This window comes from Paenibacillus tyrphae (assembly GCF_000722545.1).
Classification (GTDB): domain Bacteria; phylum Bacillota; class Bacilli; order Paenibacillales; family NBRC-103111; genus Paenibacillus_G; species Paenibacillus_G tyrfis.
Genome location: NZ_JNVM01000016.1, coordinates 175,577 through 195,759 on the forward strand (window position 1 = coordinate 175,577; position 20,183 = coordinate 195,759).

Sequence of the window (20,183 nt, forward strand, 5' to 3'; positions counted from 1 at the left end):
AAGGAATTATTTAAGAAGTCCCCGGGAACCATCCCGGATCGCCCCAAATCATCCGCCAGAGCGGGTCCGGGATGATAAGACGCTGCTGCGCGTCGGCCCGGAGTGTCGTTTCGATGTCCGCCTCGCGTCCGTGCTTGACCTTCTCGATCCAGTCGGGATCGATCACCAGCCCGCGGGCGAGCGAAAGGAGATCGATACCTGTTTCATACGCTTCCAGCGCTTCGTCTGCCGTGTAGATCGAACCGCCGCCGATGACCGGCACACGGCTTCCGACCGCTTCCTTGATCAGCTCAAGGCGGGTGCGAGTAACGTCAGCTTCGCGACGCGGCCGGGAGCGGTAATCGTTCGTCAGCACGTGAATGTAATCAAGCTCTTGCTTCGCCAGCACATCGGCCAAGTGCAGCGCGTCAGCCATCGTAAGCCCCGGCGTTGTCGCTTCTTCGGGGGTAAAGCGGTATCCGACGATAAACGGACGGTCGGCGTGGCTGGCGACGGCTTTCTTTACCTCGTCGATAACCGCAAGAGGAAAGGTCAGTCGCTTCTCGACGCTCCCGCCCCAACGGTCGCGGCGGCGGTTGCCGTGCGGAGAATAAAACTGCTGGAGCAGCAAAGCGAAAGCGCCATGGATCTCGACTCCGTCGAATCCGGCGATGATGGCGCGGCGCGCGGCTTCTCCGAACTGCCGGATCAGCTCCTCGATCTCATGCGGCGCCAGCTCCCGGGGGAGGACGAAGCCTCCGGCTTCATCCTTTATTGCGCTCGGGCCGACGACGTCGCCGTTCGGCACGAGTCCGGGGTCCGCATTGCGCCCGCCATGATGAAGCTGGAGGACGGCTTTCGTTCCTTGCGCTTGAATGACCTGGGCCCAGCGGCTCAGCTCCGGTATCGTTTCGTCGCGGTCGGCTGCGGGCTCCCCGGCAGCATCTTGTCCTCCAGGGGCAATGTAGGCGCAGGCCGTAACGACCATGCCGGCGCCTCTGGAGCGCCGGGCTATAAAATGCAGCTCCTCGTCTGTCAACGTTCCGTCTGAACGGGACGAATAGTGAGTCATCGGCGCGACGACGATCCGGTTATCAAGCGTGATGCCGCTCCGCAGGGCGAGCGGTTCGAACAAAGGGGCATATCGTGGATTCATAGGATGGATTCGACCTTTCTTTGGAAATATAGTATACTATTATGTATGTTAAGTTGATTTAATCAAAAGGCCGCACAAAAATCAATCCTTTTCCACGTCTGCAGCCCGATAGGCGGAAATGACCTGTTGATCCGCCGGGCTCAAGGCTTTTTAATTATTTCCAAGATGGGTAATCTTAAGATGTACTTATATCAAGGAGGGTGCTAACGATGGAATTCCGAACTGAAAAAGACACGATGGGCGAAATTCAAGTGCCTGCGGACAAATTATGGGGCGCTCAAACCCAGCGGAGCAAGGAGAATTTCAAGATCGGCACGGAGCGGATGCCGCTGGAAATCGTCCGGGCGTTCGCGCTGCTGAAGAAGGGGGCTGCAGCAGCTAACCTGAAGCTGGGCAAGCTGGAGCCGGAAAAGGCGGAAGCGATCGCCCAAGCGGCCGATGAAGTGAGCGGGGGACAATGGGACGATCATTTTCCGCTTGTTGTATGGCAGACCGGCAGCGGCACGCAGTCCAACATGAACGCGAACGAAGTCATCGCGAGAAGGGCGTCGCAGCTGCTCGAAGCGAAAGGAAGCGGGCTGCGGATTCACCCGAACGATGACGTGAACCGCTCGCAAAGCTCGAACGATACGTTCCCGACTGCGATGCATATCGCCGGCGTGCTGGCGGTGCGGCAGCAGCTGCTTCCCGCCCTGCAGCGGCTCAAGGAAACGCTCGGAAATAAAGCCAAGGCATTTGAGGATATCGTCAAAATCGGACGCACGCATCTGCAGGATGCGACGCCGCTGACGCTCGGGCAGGAAATCAGCGGTTGGTGGGCGATGCTTGAGAAGACGGAGCGGATGATTCGCGAAAGCTTGGAGCCGATGCGGGAGCTGGCGATCGGCGGCACGGCCGTCGGAACGGGATTGAATGCCCATCCGAAATTCGGCGAGACGGTGGCCGAGGAAATTTCCTGCTACACGGGAGAAACCTTCGTCTCGGCCGAGAACAAATTTCACGGGCTGACCAGCCATGATCAAATCGTATACAGCCATGGCGCGATCAAAGCGCTCGCAGCCGATCTGATGAAGATCGCCAACGATGTCCGGTGGCTGGCAAGCGGTCCGCGATGCGGCATCGGCGAGCTGCGCATCCCGGAGAACGAGCCGGGCAGCTCGATTATGCCGGGCAAGGTGAACCCGACTCAGAGCGAGGCGATGACGATGGTTGCCTGCCAGGTGATGGGCAACGATGCGGTGATCGGCTTTGCCGCAAGCCAAGGAAATTTTGAATTGAACGTGTTCAAGCCGGTCATTATTCACAACTATTTGCAGTCCGTTCGTCTGCTGGCGGACGCGATGGATTCGTTCAACGAGCATTGCGCCGTCGGCATCGAACCGAATCGCGAGGTCATTCAGCGGTACTTGGACGAATCGCTGATGCTGGTTACGGCGCTGAACCCGCATATCGGCTATGAGAAAGCGGCGTCGATCGCCAAATCGGCGCACAAGGAAGGATTAACGCTTAAGGAAGCGGCGATCCGGAGCGGCTATTTGACGGAGGAGCAATTCGTTTCGATCGTGCGTCCGGAGGAAATGATTCATCCGAAAGAATAGACGGCGAGGAGACAGCCTGTATGAAGCGGGCTGTCTTTTTTCTATCCCTTGCCGGGCTACTTTTTCAAGCCTGCAGATTGAATGGGGCTCAGTTGGATCATGCGCGTGAACATTAAGGCCATGTCCCACGGCGTATAATCGCGGCCTTGTTCAAGCCAATATTGAACGATGCCCAGATGCGCGGAGATTAAATAGGCCATCAAATAATCCCACGGAACCGGCACGCGGTCTTCGCTGTGGTGAAATTCGTTGAACTTGTCCATCAAATGAACCCGCATGAACTCCTTGAACTTCACAGAAAAGGACGGGTCCCCCTTCGGCCCCAGCATAACGCTGAAAAAGCGGGCATGCTCGCCGAAATATTCGAACAGCCGGACCGTGAACGGAAAGGGGGTATCCCGGGACTCGTGCATGACCAGGTCCAGCGGATCGAACGTTTGGGCGATCTTTCGGAGCCCCTGCATCATCTCTTCGGTGATTCGCTCCAGAAGATCGAATTTATCGGCAAAATGCAAATAAAAGGTACCCCGGTTCAGCCCCGCTTTTGACGTGATATCCTTCACTGTGATTCGTTCGAAGCCTTGTTCCTCTATCAGCTCAAGCAGCGCCTCCCGCAGCATGTGCATCGTCCGGACAATTCTGGGATCGTTTGCATTCTCGGTCACTTCGTTCAGTCCTTTCACTTCAATATAGAGTTGTGTAAAAATTGTCAAATCTAGGATGTTTTTTGATTGTTTAGTAGACATTTTCCGCCGGACTGTTCATGGTATCGTCTCCAGTTAACACTATAATAGACAGTGTGATCATTAATCAACACAAAGTTCATTTAGGGAGGCCTATTTATGGAAAAGTCCGCTATTACCGATTTTGGTCAAGTTCGCGAGCTTAGCACTCCGGAAGAGCGTTTCAACCCGTTTAAATGGTATCGCAAAATGAGAGAGGAGGCCCCCGTCCGTTGGGATGAGGAGCGCCGCACGTGGGATGTTTTCGGCTACGAGGAAGTGAAGACGGTTTTGGATCGGAAGGAGGTCTTTTCGTCCCGTGTTTTTCGCGACGGGAAGTCGCTTTTCGAGAACGGTCTCCTCAATCTCGACCCGCCAAAGCATACGCAGATGCGCGATATTGTCAATAAAGCTTTTACCCCCAAAGCGATGCAGGATTGGGAGCCGCGGATTCAGGCGATTACCAACGAATTGTTGGATAACATCGGTGGAGAACGGGAGATCGATCTTGTCGAGCAATTATCTTACCCTCTTCCGGTTCTGGTGATCGCCGCCATGCTTGGAGTTCCTGCGAAAGATAAGCGCAAATTTAAAGATTGGTCCGATCAGGCTGTTGCGGGACCAGCAAACAACAGTGCAGAAGCCAAGAACGAGCAGCTCCAGAAGCAGCAGCAGGTGGTCGGAGAGCTGTATGCCTATTTCAAGGAAATCATCGAGCTGAAAAAAAAGCAGCCTGCGGACGACATCATTTCCGTGCTGCTTCAGGCCAGCGTGAATGGTGAGAGCTTGACGGAAGAGGAGATCGTCGGATTTTGCATCTTGCTGCTCGTTGCCGGGAACGAAACCACGACCAATTTGATTACCAATGCGATCTACACGTTCCTAGAGTACCCGGAGGTGTACCGGCAAATCAATAATGATCCGGACGAATTGCTGCCTGCGGCGATTGAAGAAGTGCTGCGTTTTCGTTCGCCCGTACAGGCTTCATTTCGTATCGTGCAAGAAGACGTCGTTTTGGGAGGGAAAAAGCTGCGCGCAGGGGAATACGTGATCGTCTGGATGGGCGCGGCCAATCGCGACGAAAAGCAGTTTCAGGATGCGGAGCAGTTCGTGGTGCCGCGCAAGCCGAATCTGCACATGGCCTTTGGCCGGGGCATCCATTTTTGTCTCGGGGCGCCGCTGGCCCGCATGGAAGCGGAGATCGCTTTAAGAGAATGGATCCGGCGGTATCCCGACTTCAAGTTAAGTGCGGGCTTTACTTTAAAGCCGCTTGAAAGCACGTTTGCGTACGGGATCAAAGAGCTGCTGCTTACCGTTTAAGGCGGATGAATGAAGTACGAGGCTAAACGCAACAGCAGGTCGGTCAGTCAACCGGCCTGCTGTTTTTTTGCTCGTTTTTCCAAGGAACGGGTCGACGGGAAGGGGGTTATGGTATAATATGATGAAGCACGTTTTCGAAATACGGCTTGCAAATGCCGGTGCCATACGCTGCAATTTTCATCGGCATAGGAGAGGAAAGTTGACGGATGAAGACGCTTGTTATCGCCGAGAAGCCGGACATGGGGCGCAATATTGCGGCCGCCATCGAGCCGAAGGCGAAAAATCAACGCACGCATATCGAAGGCGAGAAGTATATTATCACCTGGGCCATCGGGCACCTGATCGGCCTCGCCGAACCGGATGCGTACGATGAAAAATATAAAAAATGGAATTTTAGCGATTTGCCGATCATTCCGGAGCGGTTCAAGCTCGTGCCCAATCCGAAGACGAAGGACCAGCTCAAGGTCATCGCCGAGCTGGCCAAACGGAGCGGGCAGCTTATTAACGCTTGCGACGCCGGGCGGGAGGGGCAGCATATTTTTTCCCTTATCCAGCGGCATCTGAAGCTGTCTCAGCCGGTCAAGCGGCTGTGGATATCGGACCTAACGCCGGAGACGATCCGCAAAGGCTTCGTCGAGCTGCGCGAGGGCGCGGAATTCGAGCCGCTGACGCGGGCGGCCCGGGCGCGGAGCGAGGCGGATTGGCTGATCGGGATGAACGGCTCGCGCGCGTTTACGACGAAGCACCGCGAGCTGCTGTCCGTCGGACGGGTGCAGACGCCGGTGCTGGCGCTTCTGTACGACCGGCAGAAGGAGATCGAGGCGTTTACGTCGAGCAAGTACTTCGAAGTCGAAGCATGGTTCACGCAAGGGGAGACGAAGTACCGCGGGCTGTGGCAGGGGGACAAGCTGACCGACGGCGAGAAAGCGGCTGCGCTTGCTGCCAAGGTCAAAGGGAAGGCCGGCCGGATCGAAAGCTACGACGTGAAGGATACGAAGGAATACCCGTTCAAGCTCTACGATCTGACTTTGCTGCAGCGCGAAGCGAATGCGAAGTTCGGGTTTTCCGCCAAAAAGACGCTCGATCTCGCCCAAGCGCTCTATGAGAAGCATAAAGCGATCAGCTACCCGCGGACGAACTCCAACTATGTGACCGAGCAGAACATCCCCGAGATGCACCGGGCGCTCGACCAGCTCGGCAAGACGGGCTATGCGCCGCTTGTCCAGCAGGCGGACAAAAAGCTGGTGCACAAAAACAATAAGGCGGTATGCAATCCGGCCAGGGTGGAAGATCACCATGCGATTTTGCCGACGCACAAAATGCCAAGCGGGCTCGCGCCCGACGAACAAAAGCTGTACGACTTGATCGTACGGCGGTTTTTGTCGCATTTTTATCCGGCGGCGATGTACAAGCTCCATACGATCGTGACGGTATCCGAAGGCGAACGGTTCAAGAGTACGGTCAAGCAATTGCTGTCTCTGGGCTGGAAGGTCATTTATTCGGACCAGAAAAAGGAAAAAGAAAAGCCGTCCCGGGGCAAGGGCAAGGCCGACCGGGAGCAGGAAGAGGATGCCGTCGCCGAGGAGGAGACCGACGCTCCGTTCACGCTGGATGCGGCGCAGGCGGTGCTGTGCAAGGACAGCGCGGCGAAGGAGAAGGAGACCCAGCCGCCGAAGGCGTACACCGAAGGCACGCTGCTGAAGGCGATGGAAAGCGCAGGCAAGCAGATCGAGGACGAGGAGCTGCGCGACGCGATGAAGGATTCCGGGCTCGGAACGCCGGCGACACGCGCGTCCGTCATCGAGCGGCTGAAGCAGGTCGGCTACGTGGTCATGCAGGGTAAGCGCATCGCGATTACGCCGAAGGGCCGAATGGCGGTCGAGCTGATCCGCGGCGCGGGCGTCGAGCTGCTGACGTCGCCGGAGATGACCGGGCAGTGGGAGCGGCGGCTGAACGAGATCGCGCGCGGCGCGGCGTCGGACGAGACGTTCATGAAGAACGTCGAGCGTTTTGCCGCCCTGATCGTCGAGAAGGTGCGGGGGCAGAAGCCCGTGGCGAAGCAGGCGTTCGAAGGCGATGCGCCTTCGAACGCCCAGCGCCAGCGGCGCAAAAGCGGCGCGGCGGCCAAGGCCGCGCCGGAGGGCACCGCCCGCGCGTCCGGCTCCGCGCGGGGCAAGCGCACCGCGCGCGCAGCCGCGGCCGCGGGCGAGCCGCCTGCGGCGGAAGCCGTGCGCCCCGCGAGCACGCGGCGCGCACGGTCCGCCCCGGGCGGCGAAGACGCCGCAGCGCCGGCCCCGCAGCCGGCCGCCGCAGCGGCGGTGGCGGCGCTGGGCGCGTGCCCGCGCGCGGGCTGCCGCGGCAGCATCATCCGCGGCAAGCGCGGCTACGGCTGCAGCGCGTACAAGGCGGGCTGCACCTTCGTGATCTGGAAGGACAGCTTCGGAGCTTCGCTGACGGACGCCGCCATCGCGTATCTGCTGAAACACGGGCGCACCGCGCTGATGAGGCTGGTCGACGAGCAGGGACGGCCGGTCGAAGGACGGCTCGTGCTGCAGGACCCGAACACGGGACAGCTCAGGCTGGAGCCGGTGTCTTCTTAGGAGCTTTGCCGGGAGCAAGCCTTCGTCGGCCAGGCAGGCTCCCGACCGAGTAAAGCTATTTTTATCGTGGGGTGAATCGAGCACTTATGAAAGAAATTCCCATTCCGTACGTCCGAGCGAACCAAGCCGGCATTGTCCTGCTGGTTGCGCTTGCGGTAGCGCTGCGCCAGCCGGCGCTGATCGCCGCCTTGTGGGCGATTCAAGTGCTTGGCTTGTGGCAGGGCATTCGCGCCAACCTGATCGTACAGCTCGCCGCCCCGCTGCTTCGCAGCCGTGTAGCAGGAGCCCGCACCGAATCACGGGAGCTGCTGAGGTTCAACAACGCGATAACCGTCGCGCTCCTTACTTTGTCGCTGCTTGCGTTCTGGGTGAATCCGGGCGGCTGGCTCGGATACGTCCTCGCCGGCATCGTGGCGCTTGCCGCGCTCGCGGCTCTATGCGGCTTTTGCCTCGGCTGCTTCCTGTATTACCGGTTCAAGCGTCTCCGCAAATAACCTATCATTATAAAAAAAGCTTTCACCGCAGAATCTGCGTGAAAGCTTTTTTGCCGTTAGGCCTTACCAGGGCAGCACGTAGAAATAGACGGAGCAAAAGTGGCAGATGCTTCCTCCCAGCACAAACACGTGCCATACGGTGTGGGCGTAAGGGAGCTTGCGCCATAAATAAAAGATCGTGCCAACCGTATACAGCAGGCCTCCGGCGACCAGCCAGCCGATTCCGGCTGCGGGAAGCTGCTCTTGCAGCGGACGGAACGCGAACATGACCATCCAGCCCATCGCGATATAGAACAGCGTCGAGAGGACATTAAACCGCTTGACGAAAAACAGCTTGAACACAATGCCCAGCAGCGCAATTCCCCACACGACGCCGAATAAGCTCCACCCCAAAGGGCCGCGAATCGTGACGAGCAAAAATGGAGTATAAGTGCCGGCGATGAGAACGTAGATGGCCGAATGGTCCATAATTTCGAACAGATCGACCCAGCGCTCCTTGCGGGCGCTATGCAGCAAGGTGGAGCAGACGTACAGCAGAATGAGCGAGACGCCGAATACGGTGAAGCTGACGATATGCCAGACCGTGCCGTTCTGCATCGAATGAAGCAGCAGCAGAACGAGAGCCGCGACGCTGAGTGCGGCGCCGATGCCGTGGCTGATGGCGTTGGCCCGTTCTTCTTTCCAAGACGATAAAGTCAACTTGCATTCATCTCCCGTCGGTTGATGGATTTCTTCCATTATAACCCGCGACCGGAGAAATGACCAACTCTTAGTACCAGCCCGTAACCGGGATCGGAAAGCCCCTGGGCGATTCATTGCCCGGCTCGTCTGGAATGAGCAGCAGCCCGGGAGTATCGCGGACTCCTTCCGCGAACAGCTCAAACGAAGTGCGGGGAAAATCCGCTTGCAATACAACGACGTTGCCGTCTACTTGAATGACGCGGATTGCAAGCTCCAGCGGCTGTCCGCCGGCGATGCAGCGGTAATGACTAGGCTCTGCGGCGGATTCGGCATCCACGCGCTTGTTGAATTCCAGCACCGCCAGCTGACGGTCCGGACGATGGACCCGCAGCACCCGCGGTGGTTCCCGGTACATCGGGAGGCTGATGGAATACTCGTAGGCCGTCCAGAACCGGTAACCAAGCTCGCCCGCCGATTTGGCAAAATCTCGAATCCAGGTCCGGCTGCGCCGCATCCGGGCATGCGAGCCGATATCCGCCTGGATGCCCAGCGGAATGCCAGGATGAACGGCACGGATACTCTCCGCGAAAGGCCGGTAATGTCTTATGTAATCGGGCGGCAAATGCGCGCGCATCCAGTCGGGCCAATGGGTCTGGAGCATGTGGGCGTCGGGGCGGACCGTCCGGATCATTTCAACGGCATCCATGCCCTGATACTCGCGAAGCGCTCCGACGGGGTCTTGACCGGCGTCGACCGCAAGGGACCACGTTGCGATTTTGATATCGGGTCTCGCTTCGCGGACCCCGCCGGCTCCGTTGATCAGCTCGTTCAGAAACCCGTTCACCGCCTGTACCCGAAACTCGATCCACAGCAAGTAACGACCGCGGTCCTTTTTGTAATGCAGCGGCGAGGAGGAGTAACGAAACTCCGGCATGTCGCTGCCGCTGAACTGCTTGAACGCCGCCCGGGCATACGGGCCGACATCGCCGTACACGCCGCTTGCCAGTCCGTTCCATTCCGGAAAATACGGCTCAGCCACCTCAAAGCCCGTAAACGGGTGCGTGCGGACGAGATGGGCAGCCGCCGCTTTTTTCCATGACACATAGCGGTGGCTGAAAGGGGATAGCCGGGTAAACCCGTCGTTGACCGGCTTTAGCAGCGTCATTTGCCACTCCGGCCAATCCGAAGGCAAATTTTCGGTCGTGAACGTCCCGTTGCCGATCACCATCGCCCAGACGTCCATGCCGCGCTCGCGAAGCGCCGCTACGAGCCTGCCGTTCACCCGGGTTTCATCCGTCACAAAATAGCGCACGGTACGGAATCCGGCCAGTTCCAGCTCGGAAGCGACGCTTTCGGGGGAACGGTCGAGATAATAAGCAAAGGTCGGATCGATTTGAATTGTAGGCCGAGTCGGGGTTCGGACAGACATGCGCATCCCTCGCTTTCCTTACTACAAGCGGTAATCGATTTTTTCTTATAGAAACGTTTCCTTCCATAGTACGCTCCATGCTCCGCGGATTCAAATTTGAAGTCCGCGGATGTTTATGGAACGTGCTTCCAAAGCCTTCAGAATTATTTATATGAGCCGGATAGCAAAAAAATTTGGTTTATTTATCGAATAAAGCTTCGGCCTTAGCCCAAAAAAGAAACGCCTCTCGCATGCGAGGGCGTTAAGTCCGCAGAGATCGGATGGGGTTACGCAGTGCCGTCTTTCGGTTTGCCATGGTCAATAATAATTCCGGCGAGAACGAGAATGGCGCTGACTCCGTTGGCGATTTCGTTAATGAGATTATCGGGGATGTCGTATCCGAAGCTGCCTAAGGCAAGCTTCGCGCCACCAAGAATACCTAGAATGAATGCTGGCTTTTTCCATTTATTACGCATAGGCCCAACCTCCTTTTCGATGGACTCCATATATTCATATGAGTCTTCAAAAAAAAGGAGTGGACTACCGGAGAAACGGGGTATTGTCCAAGTTCATGCCGGCGTCAAGCGCCGGGTCAGTCCCCAGAACAGCAGCGCGAGACCGCTTATGGAGGCGCCCAGCAGACAGACGCCGGTCCAACCGGCCCGCGCGTACATAAGCGTCGAGGAAATCGAACCGACGGCGCTGCCGATCGAATAGAAGATCATATACGCCCCGGCGAGACGGCTGCGTGCTTCCGGGCGCACGTTGTAAATCATGCTCTGATTGGTGACGTGTACGGCTTGCACTGCGAGGTCGAAGAGGACCACTCCGGCGATCAAGGCCCATAGGGAGCGTTCGGTCAGACTGATCGGCAGCCACGAAACCAGCAGCAGCGTCAGCGCGATTCCGGTGGTCCGCTGTCCCAAGCCGCGGTCTGCGAGCCGTCCCGCACGCGCCGCCGCCAACGCTCCCGCTACACCCACGAGCCCGAACGATCCGATCGCGGTATGGGAAAGCGACAGCGGCGGCGAGCTGAGCGGCAGGACAAGCGAGGTCCACAGCACGCTGAACGAGGCAAAAATAAGCAGTGCGAGGATACCGCGGATGCGCAGCACCGGCTCCTCCACGAATAAAGCGAACACGGAGCGCAGCAGCTGCGGATACGTCATCGGCACCTTCCCGTGATCTTCACGCGGCAGTATCCGGAACAACAGCCCGGCCATGAGCACCGTCAATCCGGCGGAGACGAAATATACCGAACGCCATCCTGCAAGATCGGTCAGTGTCCCGGCGACGGTTCGGGCAAGCAGAATGCCGATCACCACACCGCTCGTTACGAGACCGACGACCCGGCCCCGCTCGGCGGGCGCAGCTAACGTCGAGGCATAGGCCACGAGCGCCTGCGTCACGACGGCAAGCAGGCCGACCGCACCCATGCCCGCAAGCAGCACGGTGGCGGTAGAGGCGGTGCCGACCGCGAGAAGCGCTAATACGGACAACAGCATTTGGCCGACGATCAGCTTCCGGCGGTTCACCAGATCGCCGAGCGGGACGAGCATAAGCAGTCCCAGCGCATAGAAGATCTGAGTGGCCGTGATGACAATGCCTACGGCGGCGCGGTCAATGCCAAGCTCGCTTGCCATCGAGTCAAGCAGCGGCTGCGCATAGTAGATGTTGGCGACAGCAAGCCCGCAGGCGATAGCAAACAACAGTGCGACGGAACGGGACATCGCCGGCGCGGAAGCCGGTTCCTCTGCGGCTAAAGGCCCTTGCGGCATCTCCGCTGTCGCCTCGCTGCGGTTTTCGGCAAGAAGTCCCGCCTTTTTTTTAAGCCTATCCATCGTTTTTACCTCCTGATAAGTAAAAATATTTTGTACCGAAAAGTATAATATACCGATTGGTATGTAATTCGCTTCGTAAATATAACTCTCACGCAGGGCTGCTGTCAAGAGGCCGATTGGCCGGGAAGCGAGCTGAAATTCCATCATGACGCGTTTGAGTAATGCCGCTGGAATTTGACATCGACGGCTTCAAGGCCTAAAATCATAGTATACTAATCGATACGAAATGAGGCTATTCTTATGGTACGGCCAAGGGCGTTTGATGAAGACAAGGCTTTGGATGCCGCGATGCGGCTATTTTGGGAGAAGGGGTACGAATCGACTTCTTTAAGCGATCTCACGTCCGGAATGGGCATACAGCGCCCAAGCCTTTATGCGGCCTTCGGAGACAAGAAGGAGCTGTTCGAAGCTGCGCTGCGCAAATATACGCGTGCTCATTCCTCCTACGTCCGGTCCAAGCTGCTTAACGCTGCTTCCGTCAAGGAAGCGTTCCGGTCCTATTTCGAAGGGATTGCGGCGGAAGCGGACGAGGAAGGGCCCAACAAGGGATGCTTCTGCATCAACGTCATGGTGGAGCTTGCGCCGCATGACGCCAAATTCGAGGTGCTCACCAGAGAGCATCAGATGTATTTGGCTGCCCTGTTTCAAGAAACGATCGAACGCGGCATACGGTCGGGAGAGCTGAAGCAAGTCGGCAGCGCCAAGGCGTTGGCCCACACCTTGCTTGTGTCGGTCATCGGACTTACCGTTCTGATGAAATCCCGTCCCGAACGCTCGGTTGCGGACCATTTTATCGCGACGATCCTCGAATTGCTGAAGTAACTTGACCAGATGAGTTTAATCATAAAAATTACGATTAATTGACAGGGCCGATCGGACGGAGTAAAATTTGAAAAAAAGAAAGGCAACGACCTGACTTGCGAACATAAACGGAAAGCGGTGTAGCGATTTGAAGGAAGAACGATCGGTTCCGGTTCATATTTTGACCGGATTTTTGGGCAGCGGCAAGACGACGCTGCTGACTCGGGCGCTGGATTATTATAAGCTGAGCGGCAGAAAGCCCGCCGTTCTGATGAACGAGCTGGGTGACGTGAATCTGGACGGGATGCTCGTGGACGAGGACGTGCCAATGACCGAAATGCTTGGCGGCTGCATCTGCTGTACGATTCGCGGCGATCTGGGCATGGAGCTAAAGCAGCTGATCGAGGAGCACCAGCCGGACGTCGTGTTTGTGGAGTGCACGGGAGCGGCCAACCCGATCGAGATGCTGGACGGCGTAACGGATGCGTCCCTACTTACGAAGGTGGAGCTGAAGTCGGTTATTACGGTCGTCGATGCAGCGCAGCTCAGCGAGCGCTCACACAGTCCGAAGGGCAAGACGTACCGGCTCATGCAGGATCAAATCCGCTGCGCGACCCGCATTTTGCTCAACAAGACGGATCTCGTGCCTCCGGCAGAGCTCGTTCGTCTGGATACGCTGATCCGGGAGCTGAATCCCGCAGCCCCGATCCTGCCGACCGTGCGCTGCGAGATCGAGCTGTCCTTGTTCGAGCACCTCGAAGGCGGCGTAGCGGAGCGGCACCAGGCGGCTTCCGCTTGCGGCTGCGGACATGAGCATGCGGAGGGCGGAGCCTGCGCAACCGGAAGTGACCATGATCACGAGCACGGAAGCGATGCGCATCATCACAGCCACGAGCATGTGATGGTCTACACGCATTATTTCGCACGGCCGGTGGACAGTGAGCAGTTTGAAGCGCTGATTGGACGGCTCCCGCAGGAAATTTACCGGGCCAAAGGCATTTTGCGGTTCACCGATACGGCTAGTCCGTTTTTGTTCCAATATGCGTACCGTGAGATGGATTTTGTGAAAATTTCGCCGAAGGAAGAGCTGCCCAGCGTGGCGGTGTTTATCGGCGAGCACTTTGACCGCTCTCATCTGGAGTCTGAGCTGGAGGCTCTGGAAGGCCGGTAACCTTGACTCCCGCTGCGGATTCAGGCATTATTAGTAGTATCCGATAGCGTATTCATAGGGAAGAGGTAGGTATGGGAAATCACGAGCATGAGGTTCAGTCGACCGTTCAAGATATTTTGAAGGCCATGTCGGCCAAAGGCTGGCGCATCACCGACCAACGGAAGAGCCTTGCCGCCTTGTTCGCCGAATCGACCGGCTATTTGTCCCCGAAGGACGTTTATGATTATATGAAGCAGCCATATCCTGGCGTCAGCTTCGATACGGTATATCGTAACCTGCGCCTGCTGAGTGAGATGGGTGTTCTGGAACAAATTTACTTAAACGACGGACTGAAGTTCCGCGCCCGCTGCCAGTCGCACCACCATCATCATCTCATTTGCATGAACTGCGAGAAAACGGTGCCTTTCGAATTTTGCCCGATGAAGCAGATCGACAATCTGCCGTCTGATTTTCAAATCGTGAATCATCGGTTTGAAATTTTAGGCTACTGCGGCGACTGCGCCCCGGCGGAATCCCGCGAGGTAGGGACGGAAAAGCATTAATACAGCCAGGCTGCCATCATGGAAGACAGTGTACCCGCGAAGGGACGCTGTCTTTTGTTTGAAGAGTAAAGAAATGGGGAGTGAGTTCGTCTATGCATTTCCGGCATGTGCTCGAATCCGATTACATACCCGTGATCTCCGTGATCGACGATTGGTGGGGCGGCCGGCCGATGTCCGACATGCTGCCGAAGCTATTTTTTCAGCATTTTCAAGATACAAGCTTTGTAGCAGAACAAGGCGGTCAAATCGTCGGCTTTTTGATCGGCTTTGTTTCCCAGACGTACCCGGAGCAGGCCTATATCCACTTTATCGGCGTGCATCCGGAGCATCGGAAAGACGGCATCGCCAAGCGCCTGTACGAGATGTTCTTCGACAAGGCTCGTGAGAAGGGGTGCGAGATCGCGCGCTGCGTCACCTCGCCGGTTAATAAAACATCCATTGCCTTTCACACCCGCATGGGCTTTCGGATGGATCAGGGAACCGGCGAAGTAGACGGGGTGCAGGTTACGGCCAATTATGACGGAAAAGGGCATGACCGGGTGTTGTTTGTCAAGGAATTGCGGCCGTAAAGCCGGAATTGGCACGCACCGGAAGGGGAATGGTAGGAACTGCAGTTGTGGAGCAATATTATTGGCACTAGCCCAGGAAGAGCCGTGGCAAAAGGAAGATTCTAAAATTTGAAAATTCAACGCGAAACGGGGAGCGATCGGCTCCTCTTTTTTTATGACTAAATAGTGAAAAAATCCCAAAAAAATCGATTGACAGGACACAGGGCCGATGCTAATATACTGACATAACTAAGTAAGTTTATCGGAATTATTAGTTAGTCACCGGACAACCGGAACGCCATATAATGAGCTGTGGGCGTTTGACCCGCCCCTCCGATCCGATAAACGGAAATTATAAGCAGAATTGATAAATGGGGAGAGAAAAGGTTATGCGCGCACACACAAATCACGTGCTACGGTTGTTCGGTAAATGGTCAATATTCAGCGTACTTACGATATCGCTTGTCGGGCTGACGGCTTGCGGCGGCGCCAAACCGGATTCGGGCGGAGCTGCCCCGGCTCCTGGCGACGGCACGAAGCCTGCGGCATCGGCGGCAAAGCCGATCGAGCTGCTTAACGTCTCGTACGACCCGACGCGCGAGCTGTATCAAAGCTACAATAAAGCGTTTGCCGCCTATTGGAAGAAGACGAAAGGGCAGGATGTCACCTTCAAGCAATCACACGGCGGCTCCGGCAAGCAGGGACGCTCGGTCGTCGACGGGCTGGAAGCGGATGTGGTGACGCTTGCGCTTGCCTATGACATTGACGCGATTCAGCAAGCGGGACTGATTCAGGCGGATTGGCAGAAAAAGCTGAAAAACAACAGCTCCCCGTATACTTCGACCATCGTCTTCCTCGTGAAGAAAGGTAACCCGAAGGGCATCAAGGATTGGGACGATCTGATCAAGCCGGGCGTGCAAGTCATTACGCCGAATCCGAAAACGTCCGGCGGCGCCCGCTGGAACTATGTGGCCGCTTGGGGCTACGCCTACCAGAAGAACAATAAAGACGAAGCCAAGGCGAAGGAATTCGTGCAGCAGCTGTTCAAAAACGTGCCGGTGCTCGATTCCGGCGCGCGCGATGCAACCACAACTTTCGTGCAGCGCGGTATCGGCGACGTGCTGATCGCCTGGGAGAATGAAGCGTATCTGTCCATCAACGAGTTCGGCAAAGACAAATTCGAGATCGTCACGCCTTCGATCAGCGTGCTTGCCGAGCCTCCGGTCGCCGTCGTCGACAAAGTGGTCGATAAGAAAGGCAGCCGCGAAGTGGCGCAGGCGTATCTGGACTATTTGTACTCGGAGGAAGGGCAGGAGATTGCGGCCAAAAACTACTACCGTCCGCGTCTGGAGTCGGTCGCGAAGAAGTACGAGAACCAGTTCTCCAAAGTAAACCTGTTTACCATCGATGACGAGCCGTTCGGCGGCTGGGCGAAAACGCAAAAGACGCATTTTAGCGACGGCGGCGTATTCGACCAAATCTACAAACCGTAACTGACAGGGAGAGAATAGACGATGGCGAAAGCTTGGAAAAAGCGCAGTATTTTACCCGGATTCGGTTTATCGATGGGTTTTACTGTTTTATACTTGAGTTTAATCGTTCTGTTCCCTTTGTCGGCCATTTTCATTAAGAGCTCCGGGATGGGCTGGGAGGCGTTCTGGCATACGATTAGCGACCCCCGGGTCATCGCTTCCTACAAGATCAGCTTCGGCACGGCGTTCGGCGCCGCGCTCGTGAATTCAGTCTTCGGCTTCATCGTCGCTTGGGTGCTTGTCCGGTACTCGTTTCCGGGCAAAAAAATCGTCGACGCGCTCGTCGATTTGCCCTTTGCGCTGCCGACAGCCGTCGCCGGGATCGCCCTGACGACGATCTATTCGCAGAACGGCTGGGTCGGCAAGCTGCTGGAGCCGCTGGGGATCAAAATCGCCTTTACGCCGCTAGGCATTATGCTTGCGCTGACGTTCATCGGCATTCCTTTCGTCGTCCGGACGCTTCAGCCGGTGATGGAGGAATTGGAGAAGGAGGTCGAGGAGGCGGCGGTGAGCCTTGGCGCAAGCCGCTGGAAGACGTTCGCCCGCATCCTGTTTCCCGAGCTGCTGCCTGCGCTGCTGACCGGCTTTACGCTGGCGTTCGCCCGGGCGGTGGGAGAGTACGGCTCGGTCGTTTTCATCTCCGGCAATATGCCGATGAAGACCGAAATCGCGCCGCTTCTGATCATGACGAAGCTGGAGCAATACGATTACGCCGGTGCGACGGCAATCGCCTTGGTCATGCTGGTCATTTCCTTCGTGACGCTGCTCGTCATCAATCTGCTGCAATGGCGGGCGAACCGCCACGTCACATCGGCATAAGCCGGAGAGGAGAGGAAGACTATGGCCGGTTACGTAGCCACCGCAGTGAAATCGGGTTCGGCCGTCGCCGAACGTCCACGTCATATTACTGAGCCCCGGATCGTGAAATGGGCACTCATTACCGTCGCACTGTTGTTTTTGGGATTTCTGCTCATCCTGCCTTTGGTCAGCGTCTTCGTTGAAGCGTTCCACAAAGGCTGGGAAGTGTATGCGGCTTCGCTGATCGAGTCCGATGCGGCCGCTGCCATTCGCCTGACACTGCTCGTCGCCGTCATCGCGGTGCCGCTTAACCTGCTGTTCGGGCTGGCGGCGGCATGGGCGATCACGAAGTTCCAATTTAAAGGGAAAAATCTGCTGATCACGCTCATCGACTTGCCGTTTGCGGTGTCTCCGGTGATCTCGGGCCTGATCTTTGTCCTGCTGTTCGGCGCGAAAGGCTGGTTCGGCCCATGGCTGCAGGAGAACGACCTCAAGATCATTTTCGCGCTGCCGGGCATCGTGCTCGCCACGGTGTTCGTCACCTTCCCGTTCGTCGCCCGGGAGCTGCTGCCGCTGATGCAGGCTCAAGGGACGCTGGAGGAAGAGGCGGCCGTGACGCTCGGCGCCAAAGGATGGCGCATCTTCTGGAGGATCACGCTGCCTAACATCAAGTGGGGGCTACTGTATGGGGTAATCCTGTGCAACGCCCGCGCCATGGGCGAATTCGGTGCCGTGTCGGTTGTCTCCGGTCATATTCGCGGATCGACGAACACGATGCCTCTGCATATACAGATACTGTACAACGAATATAATTTTGCCGGCGCATTCGCCATGGCGTCTTTGCTCGTTCTGCTTGCGGTGGTCACTCTGGTCGTCAAAAGCGTCATCGAGTGGAAGCACCATCAGCAGCAGCTCAGCCGGGAAGGAGAGACCTGATCATGCATATTGTGGCCAAACATTTGACGAAAAGCTTCGGCAGCTTTCAGGCGACCAAAGATGTCAGCTTTGAGATTGAAAAAGGGAAGCTGATCGGTCTGCTCGGACCGAGCGGAGGCGGGAAAACGACGATCCTTCGCATGCTCGCCGGACTGGAGGAGCCGGATTCGGGCGACATTCTCTTTCACGGGCAAAAGGTCAATTCGCTTCCGCCGCAAGCACGCGGCATCGGCTTCGTATTCCAGAGCTATGCGCTGTTCCGCCACATGAGCGTGTTCGACAACATCGCCTTCGGGCTGACGGTTCAGAAGCGCAGCAAGGCTCAGATCAAGCAGCGCGTGCAGGAGCTGATCGAGCTGACCGGCTTGGCAGGGCTGGAGAAGCGGCTGCCGCACCAGCTTTCCGGCGGACAGCGGCAGCGTGTCGCCTTTGCCCGTGCCATCGCGCCCGAGCCGCAGCTGCTGCTGCTGGATGAACCGTTTGCCGCCATCGACGCCAAGGTACGCAAAGAACTGCGCACCTGGCTGAAAGAGATGATCGACCGCGTTGGCATTACGACCATCTTTGTCACGCACGACCAGGAGGAAGCCGTCGAGGTGGCCGATCAGATCATGATCATCAACCAAGGCCGTTTGGAGCAGCAGGGCACGCCGATTGAAATTTACAAGCAGCCGGAAACGCCGTTTGTGGCGAATTTCATCGGCGAATCGAATCAGCTCAGAGACGCCACGGCGCTCAAAGGCTTCCCGGCTGCCGGAGCGATCGACGGCGCAAAAGCGATTATCCGCCCCGAGTTTATCGAGGTCGGCTTGCCCGGTGAGCTGCCTTTCCCGTCCGCAGCCGAGCAGGGCGTCGTCAAAAACGTCTACTTCCGCGGAACGAATTGGCAGATCGAGGTAGCGCTCGGCAGCGAGAAGCTGTTCGCTTACCGCTCGCTGGAGCTGCCGCAGCTTCATGCCGGAGACCGGGTGAGCGTGTTGATTCACCGCTTGTACCTGTTCAACGAAGACGAACATTTGACCTTGGAGAATACTTTGAAATCCGACCCGATGCCGGTGCACATTTAAAAATCTATGTGCACAGGGGGATCGGTTCGCACGCGCAGCGTCTCATAAGCGACGGACACCGAAGAGGTCCGCAGAAAGGGGTAGTCGATGATGGAACATCACATTACGATACGAAGCGAACGATACGAACTGGCGGCCACCCTCCATTATCCGCCGGCGGAAGAGGAGGGCGGAAAAGGCTGCGGGTCGGGCCGTTATCCGATCATCATCCTATGCCACGGGTTCGTCGGCACGCGAATCGGCGTCGACCGCTTGTTCGTCCTGGCGGCGCGGGAATTTGCCCGTCACGGCTACATGGTGCTCCGTTTTGACTACGGCGGCTGCGGCGAGAGCACAGGCGACTACGGCGCCGGGGGCTTGAACGCGTTGATCGACCAGACGCGCACCGTCCTCGATTACGCGCTCGATATCGACTGCGTCGACCCGCAGCGGGTCGTGCTGCTCGGACACAGCCTTGGCGGAGCGGTCGCCATCCTGACCGCCGCCCGGGACAAACGGGTGAAATCGCTCGTGCTCTGGTCGGCCGTTGCGTACCCGTTTAACGACATCGTGAACATCACCGGGAAGAAGACGTACGAGACGGCCGTTCAATGCGGCTCGGCGGATCATCTCGGTTATGCGCTGCAGCCAGTTTTCTTCGAATCGCTGTCGCAGCACCAGCCGTTCGAGCAGCTTCGCAAATTTAACGGCGACGTCCTGCTCGTCCACGGTACGGCAGATGACGTGATTCCCGTCGATTACTGCTTTCTGTACCAGAAGCTGTTCTGGCTGCGCAGCCAGGGACAGTGTGAGAAAGAAATTATTTTCCAGGCCGATCATACGTTTACGGGCAGTCTGGCCAAAGAGCAGCTGCTGAGCAAAACAAGGGATTGGCTGCTGTACATCGACAAACGCAAAAACGAGTGGAACGATTGGACGATTTGAAGGGTATGCGCATTTTTTTTAACATACAAAACCAACTTAACACATAGGAATAAAAAACATTAAAT

At 57.1% G+C, this 20,183-nt stretch carries 19 protein-coding genes; 13 read left to right on the forward strand and 6 right to left on the reverse strand.

All coding sequences use genetic code 11. From position 1 onward, the window contains the following. Positions 1–10: 10 nt before the first annotated feature. Positions 11–1,135 (reverse strand): NADH-dependent flavin oxidoreductase, encoded by a 1,125-nt coding sequence (locus ET33_RS19865; RefSeq protein WP_036685677.1) that lies wholly within the window; start codon positions 1,133–1,135, stop codon positions 11–13. Between the two features lie 209 nt (positions 1,136–1,344). Between ET33_RS19865 and fumC the strand changes: the two genes are divergently transcribed. Next, positions 1,345–2,733, forward strand: a complete 1,389-nt coding sequence (gene fumC, locus ET33_RS19870; RefSeq protein ID WP_036685679.1) for a class II fumarate hydratase — start codon at positions 1,345–1,347, stop codon at positions 2,731–2,733. Positions 2,734–2,789: 56 nt separating this feature from the next. On the opposite strand, the gene ET33_RS19875 is transcribed toward fumC, so the two are convergent. Continuing rightward, positions 2,790–3,398, reverse strand: coding sequence for a TetR/AcrR family transcriptional regulator (locus ET33_RS19875; RefSeq protein ID WP_036686013.1), 609 nt, complete (start codon positions 3,396–3,398; stop codon positions 2,790–2,792). Between the two features lie 177 nt (positions 3,399–3,575). Here ET33_RS19875 and ET33_RS19880 point away from each other — a divergent pair, with 177 nt between their 5' ends. From ET33_RS19880 to ET33_RS19890, 3 genes are all read left to right on the forward strand, one after another. Then, positions 3,576–4,775 carry a cytochrome P450 gene (locus ET33_RS19880; RefSeq protein ID WP_036685681.1) on the forward strand — a complete coding sequence of 400 codons (1,200 nt, stop codon included), beginning with the start codon at positions 3,576–3,578 and terminating at the stop codon, positions 4,773–4,775. Positions 4,776–4,981: 206 nt separating this feature from the next. Continuing rightward, the gene (locus ET33_RS19885) at positions 4,982–7,375 is read left to right on the forward strand and encodes a type IA DNA topoisomerase (protein ID WP_036685684.1); all 2,394 of its coding nucleotides are present in this window, start codon (positions 4,982–4,984) and stop codon (positions 7,373–7,375) included. 86 nt (positions 7,376–7,461) lie between these two features. Next, positions 7,462–7,869, forward strand: a complete 408-nt coding sequence (locus tag ET33_RS19890) for a DUF4395 domain-containing protein (RefSeq protein ID WP_036685689.1) — start codon at positions 7,462–7,464, stop codon at positions 7,867–7,869. Between the two features lie 63 nt (positions 7,870–7,932). Here the strand turns inward: ET33_RS19890 and trhA are convergent, their stop codons facing one another. From trhA to ET33_RS19910, 4 genes are all read right to left on the reverse strand, one after another. Further along, the gene (trhA, locus tag ET33_RS19895; RefSeq protein ID WP_051775454.1) at positions 7,933–8,607 is read right to left on the reverse strand and encodes a PAQR family membrane homeostasis protein TrhA; all 675 of its coding nucleotides are present in this window, start codon (positions 8,605–8,607) and stop codon (positions 7,933–7,935) included. Between the two features lie 31 nt (positions 8,608–8,638). Then, positions 8,639–9,979, reverse strand: a complete 1,341-nt coding sequence (locus ET33_RS19900; RefSeq protein WP_235206766.1) for an N-acyl-D-glucosamine 2-epimerase — start codon at positions 9,977–9,979, stop codon at positions 8,639–8,641. Between the two features lie 266 nt (positions 9,980–10,245). Further along, entirely contained in the window at positions 10,246–10,434 is a 189-nt protein-coding gene (locus ET33_RS19905; RefSeq protein WP_036685695.1) for a hypothetical protein, read from the reverse strand. A 93-nt stretch (positions 10,435–10,527) separates the two neighbouring features. Then, on the reverse strand, positions 10,528–11,799 hold the full coding sequence (locus ET33_RS19910; protein ID WP_036685698.1) for an MFS transporter: 1,272 nt from the start codon (positions 11,797–11,799) through the stop codon (positions 10,528–10,530). Between the two features lie 240 nt (positions 11,800–12,039). On the opposite strand from ET33_RS19910, the gene ET33_RS19915 reads away from it, so the two are divergent. From ET33_RS19915 to ET33_RS19955, 9 genes are all read left to right on the forward strand, one after another. Then, positions 12,040–12,621 (forward strand): TetR/AcrR family transcriptional regulator, encoded by a 582-nt coding sequence (locus ET33_RS19915; protein WP_036685700.1) that lies wholly within the window; start codon positions 12,040–12,042, stop codon positions 12,619–12,621. A gap of 127 nt (positions 12,622–12,748) precedes the next feature. Further along, complete coding sequence (locus tag ET33_RS19920; RefSeq protein ID WP_036685703.1) at positions 12,749–13,771, forward strand: CobW family GTP-binding protein; 1,023 nt, start codon at positions 12,749–12,751, stop codon at positions 13,769–13,771. 71 nt (positions 13,772–13,842) lie between these two features. After that, entirely contained in the window at positions 13,843–14,313 is a 471-nt protein-coding gene (locus tag ET33_RS19925) for a Fur family transcriptional regulator (RefSeq protein WP_036685706.1), read from the forward strand. Positions 14,314–14,405: 92 nt separating this feature from the next. Next, on the forward strand, positions 14,406–14,882 hold the full coding sequence (locus ET33_RS19930) for a GNAT family N-acetyltransferase (protein ID WP_036685710.1): 477 nt from the start codon (positions 14,406–14,408) through the stop codon (positions 14,880–14,882). A 368-nt stretch (positions 14,883–15,250) separates the two neighbouring features. After that, the gene (locus ET33_RS19935; protein ID WP_036685714.1) at positions 15,251–16,354 is read left to right on the forward strand and encodes a sulfate ABC transporter substrate-binding protein; all 1,104 of its coding nucleotides are present in this window, start codon (positions 15,251–15,253) and stop codon (positions 16,352–16,354) included. 21 nt (positions 16,355–16,375) lie between these two features. Further along, positions 16,376–17,212 carry a sulfate ABC transporter permease subunit CysT gene (cysT, locus tag ET33_RS19940; protein ID WP_036685717.1) on the forward strand — a complete coding sequence of 279 codons (837 nt, stop codon included), beginning with the start codon at positions 16,376–16,378 and terminating at the stop codon, positions 17,210–17,212. Positions 17,213–17,233: 21 nt separating this feature from the next. Next, positions 17,234–18,127: a sulfate ABC transporter permease subunit CysW gene (gene cysW, locus ET33_RS19945; protein ID WP_036685719.1), complete on the forward strand. Its 894-nt coding sequence runs from the start codon at positions 17,234–17,236 to the stop codon at positions 18,125–18,127. 2 nt (positions 18,128–18,129) lie between these two features. Continuing rightward, on the forward strand, positions 18,130–19,194 hold the full coding sequence (locus ET33_RS19950) for a sulfate/molybdate ABC transporter ATP-binding protein (RefSeq protein WP_036685721.1): 1,065 nt from the start codon (positions 18,130–18,132) through the stop codon (positions 19,192–19,194). Between the two features lie 90 nt (positions 19,195–19,284). Then, positions 19,285–20,118, forward strand: a complete 834-nt coding sequence (locus ET33_RS19955) for an alpha/beta hydrolase family protein (RefSeq protein WP_036685724.1) — start codon at positions 19,285–19,287, stop codon at positions 20,116–20,118. Positions 20,119–20,183: the final 65 nt, after the last annotated feature.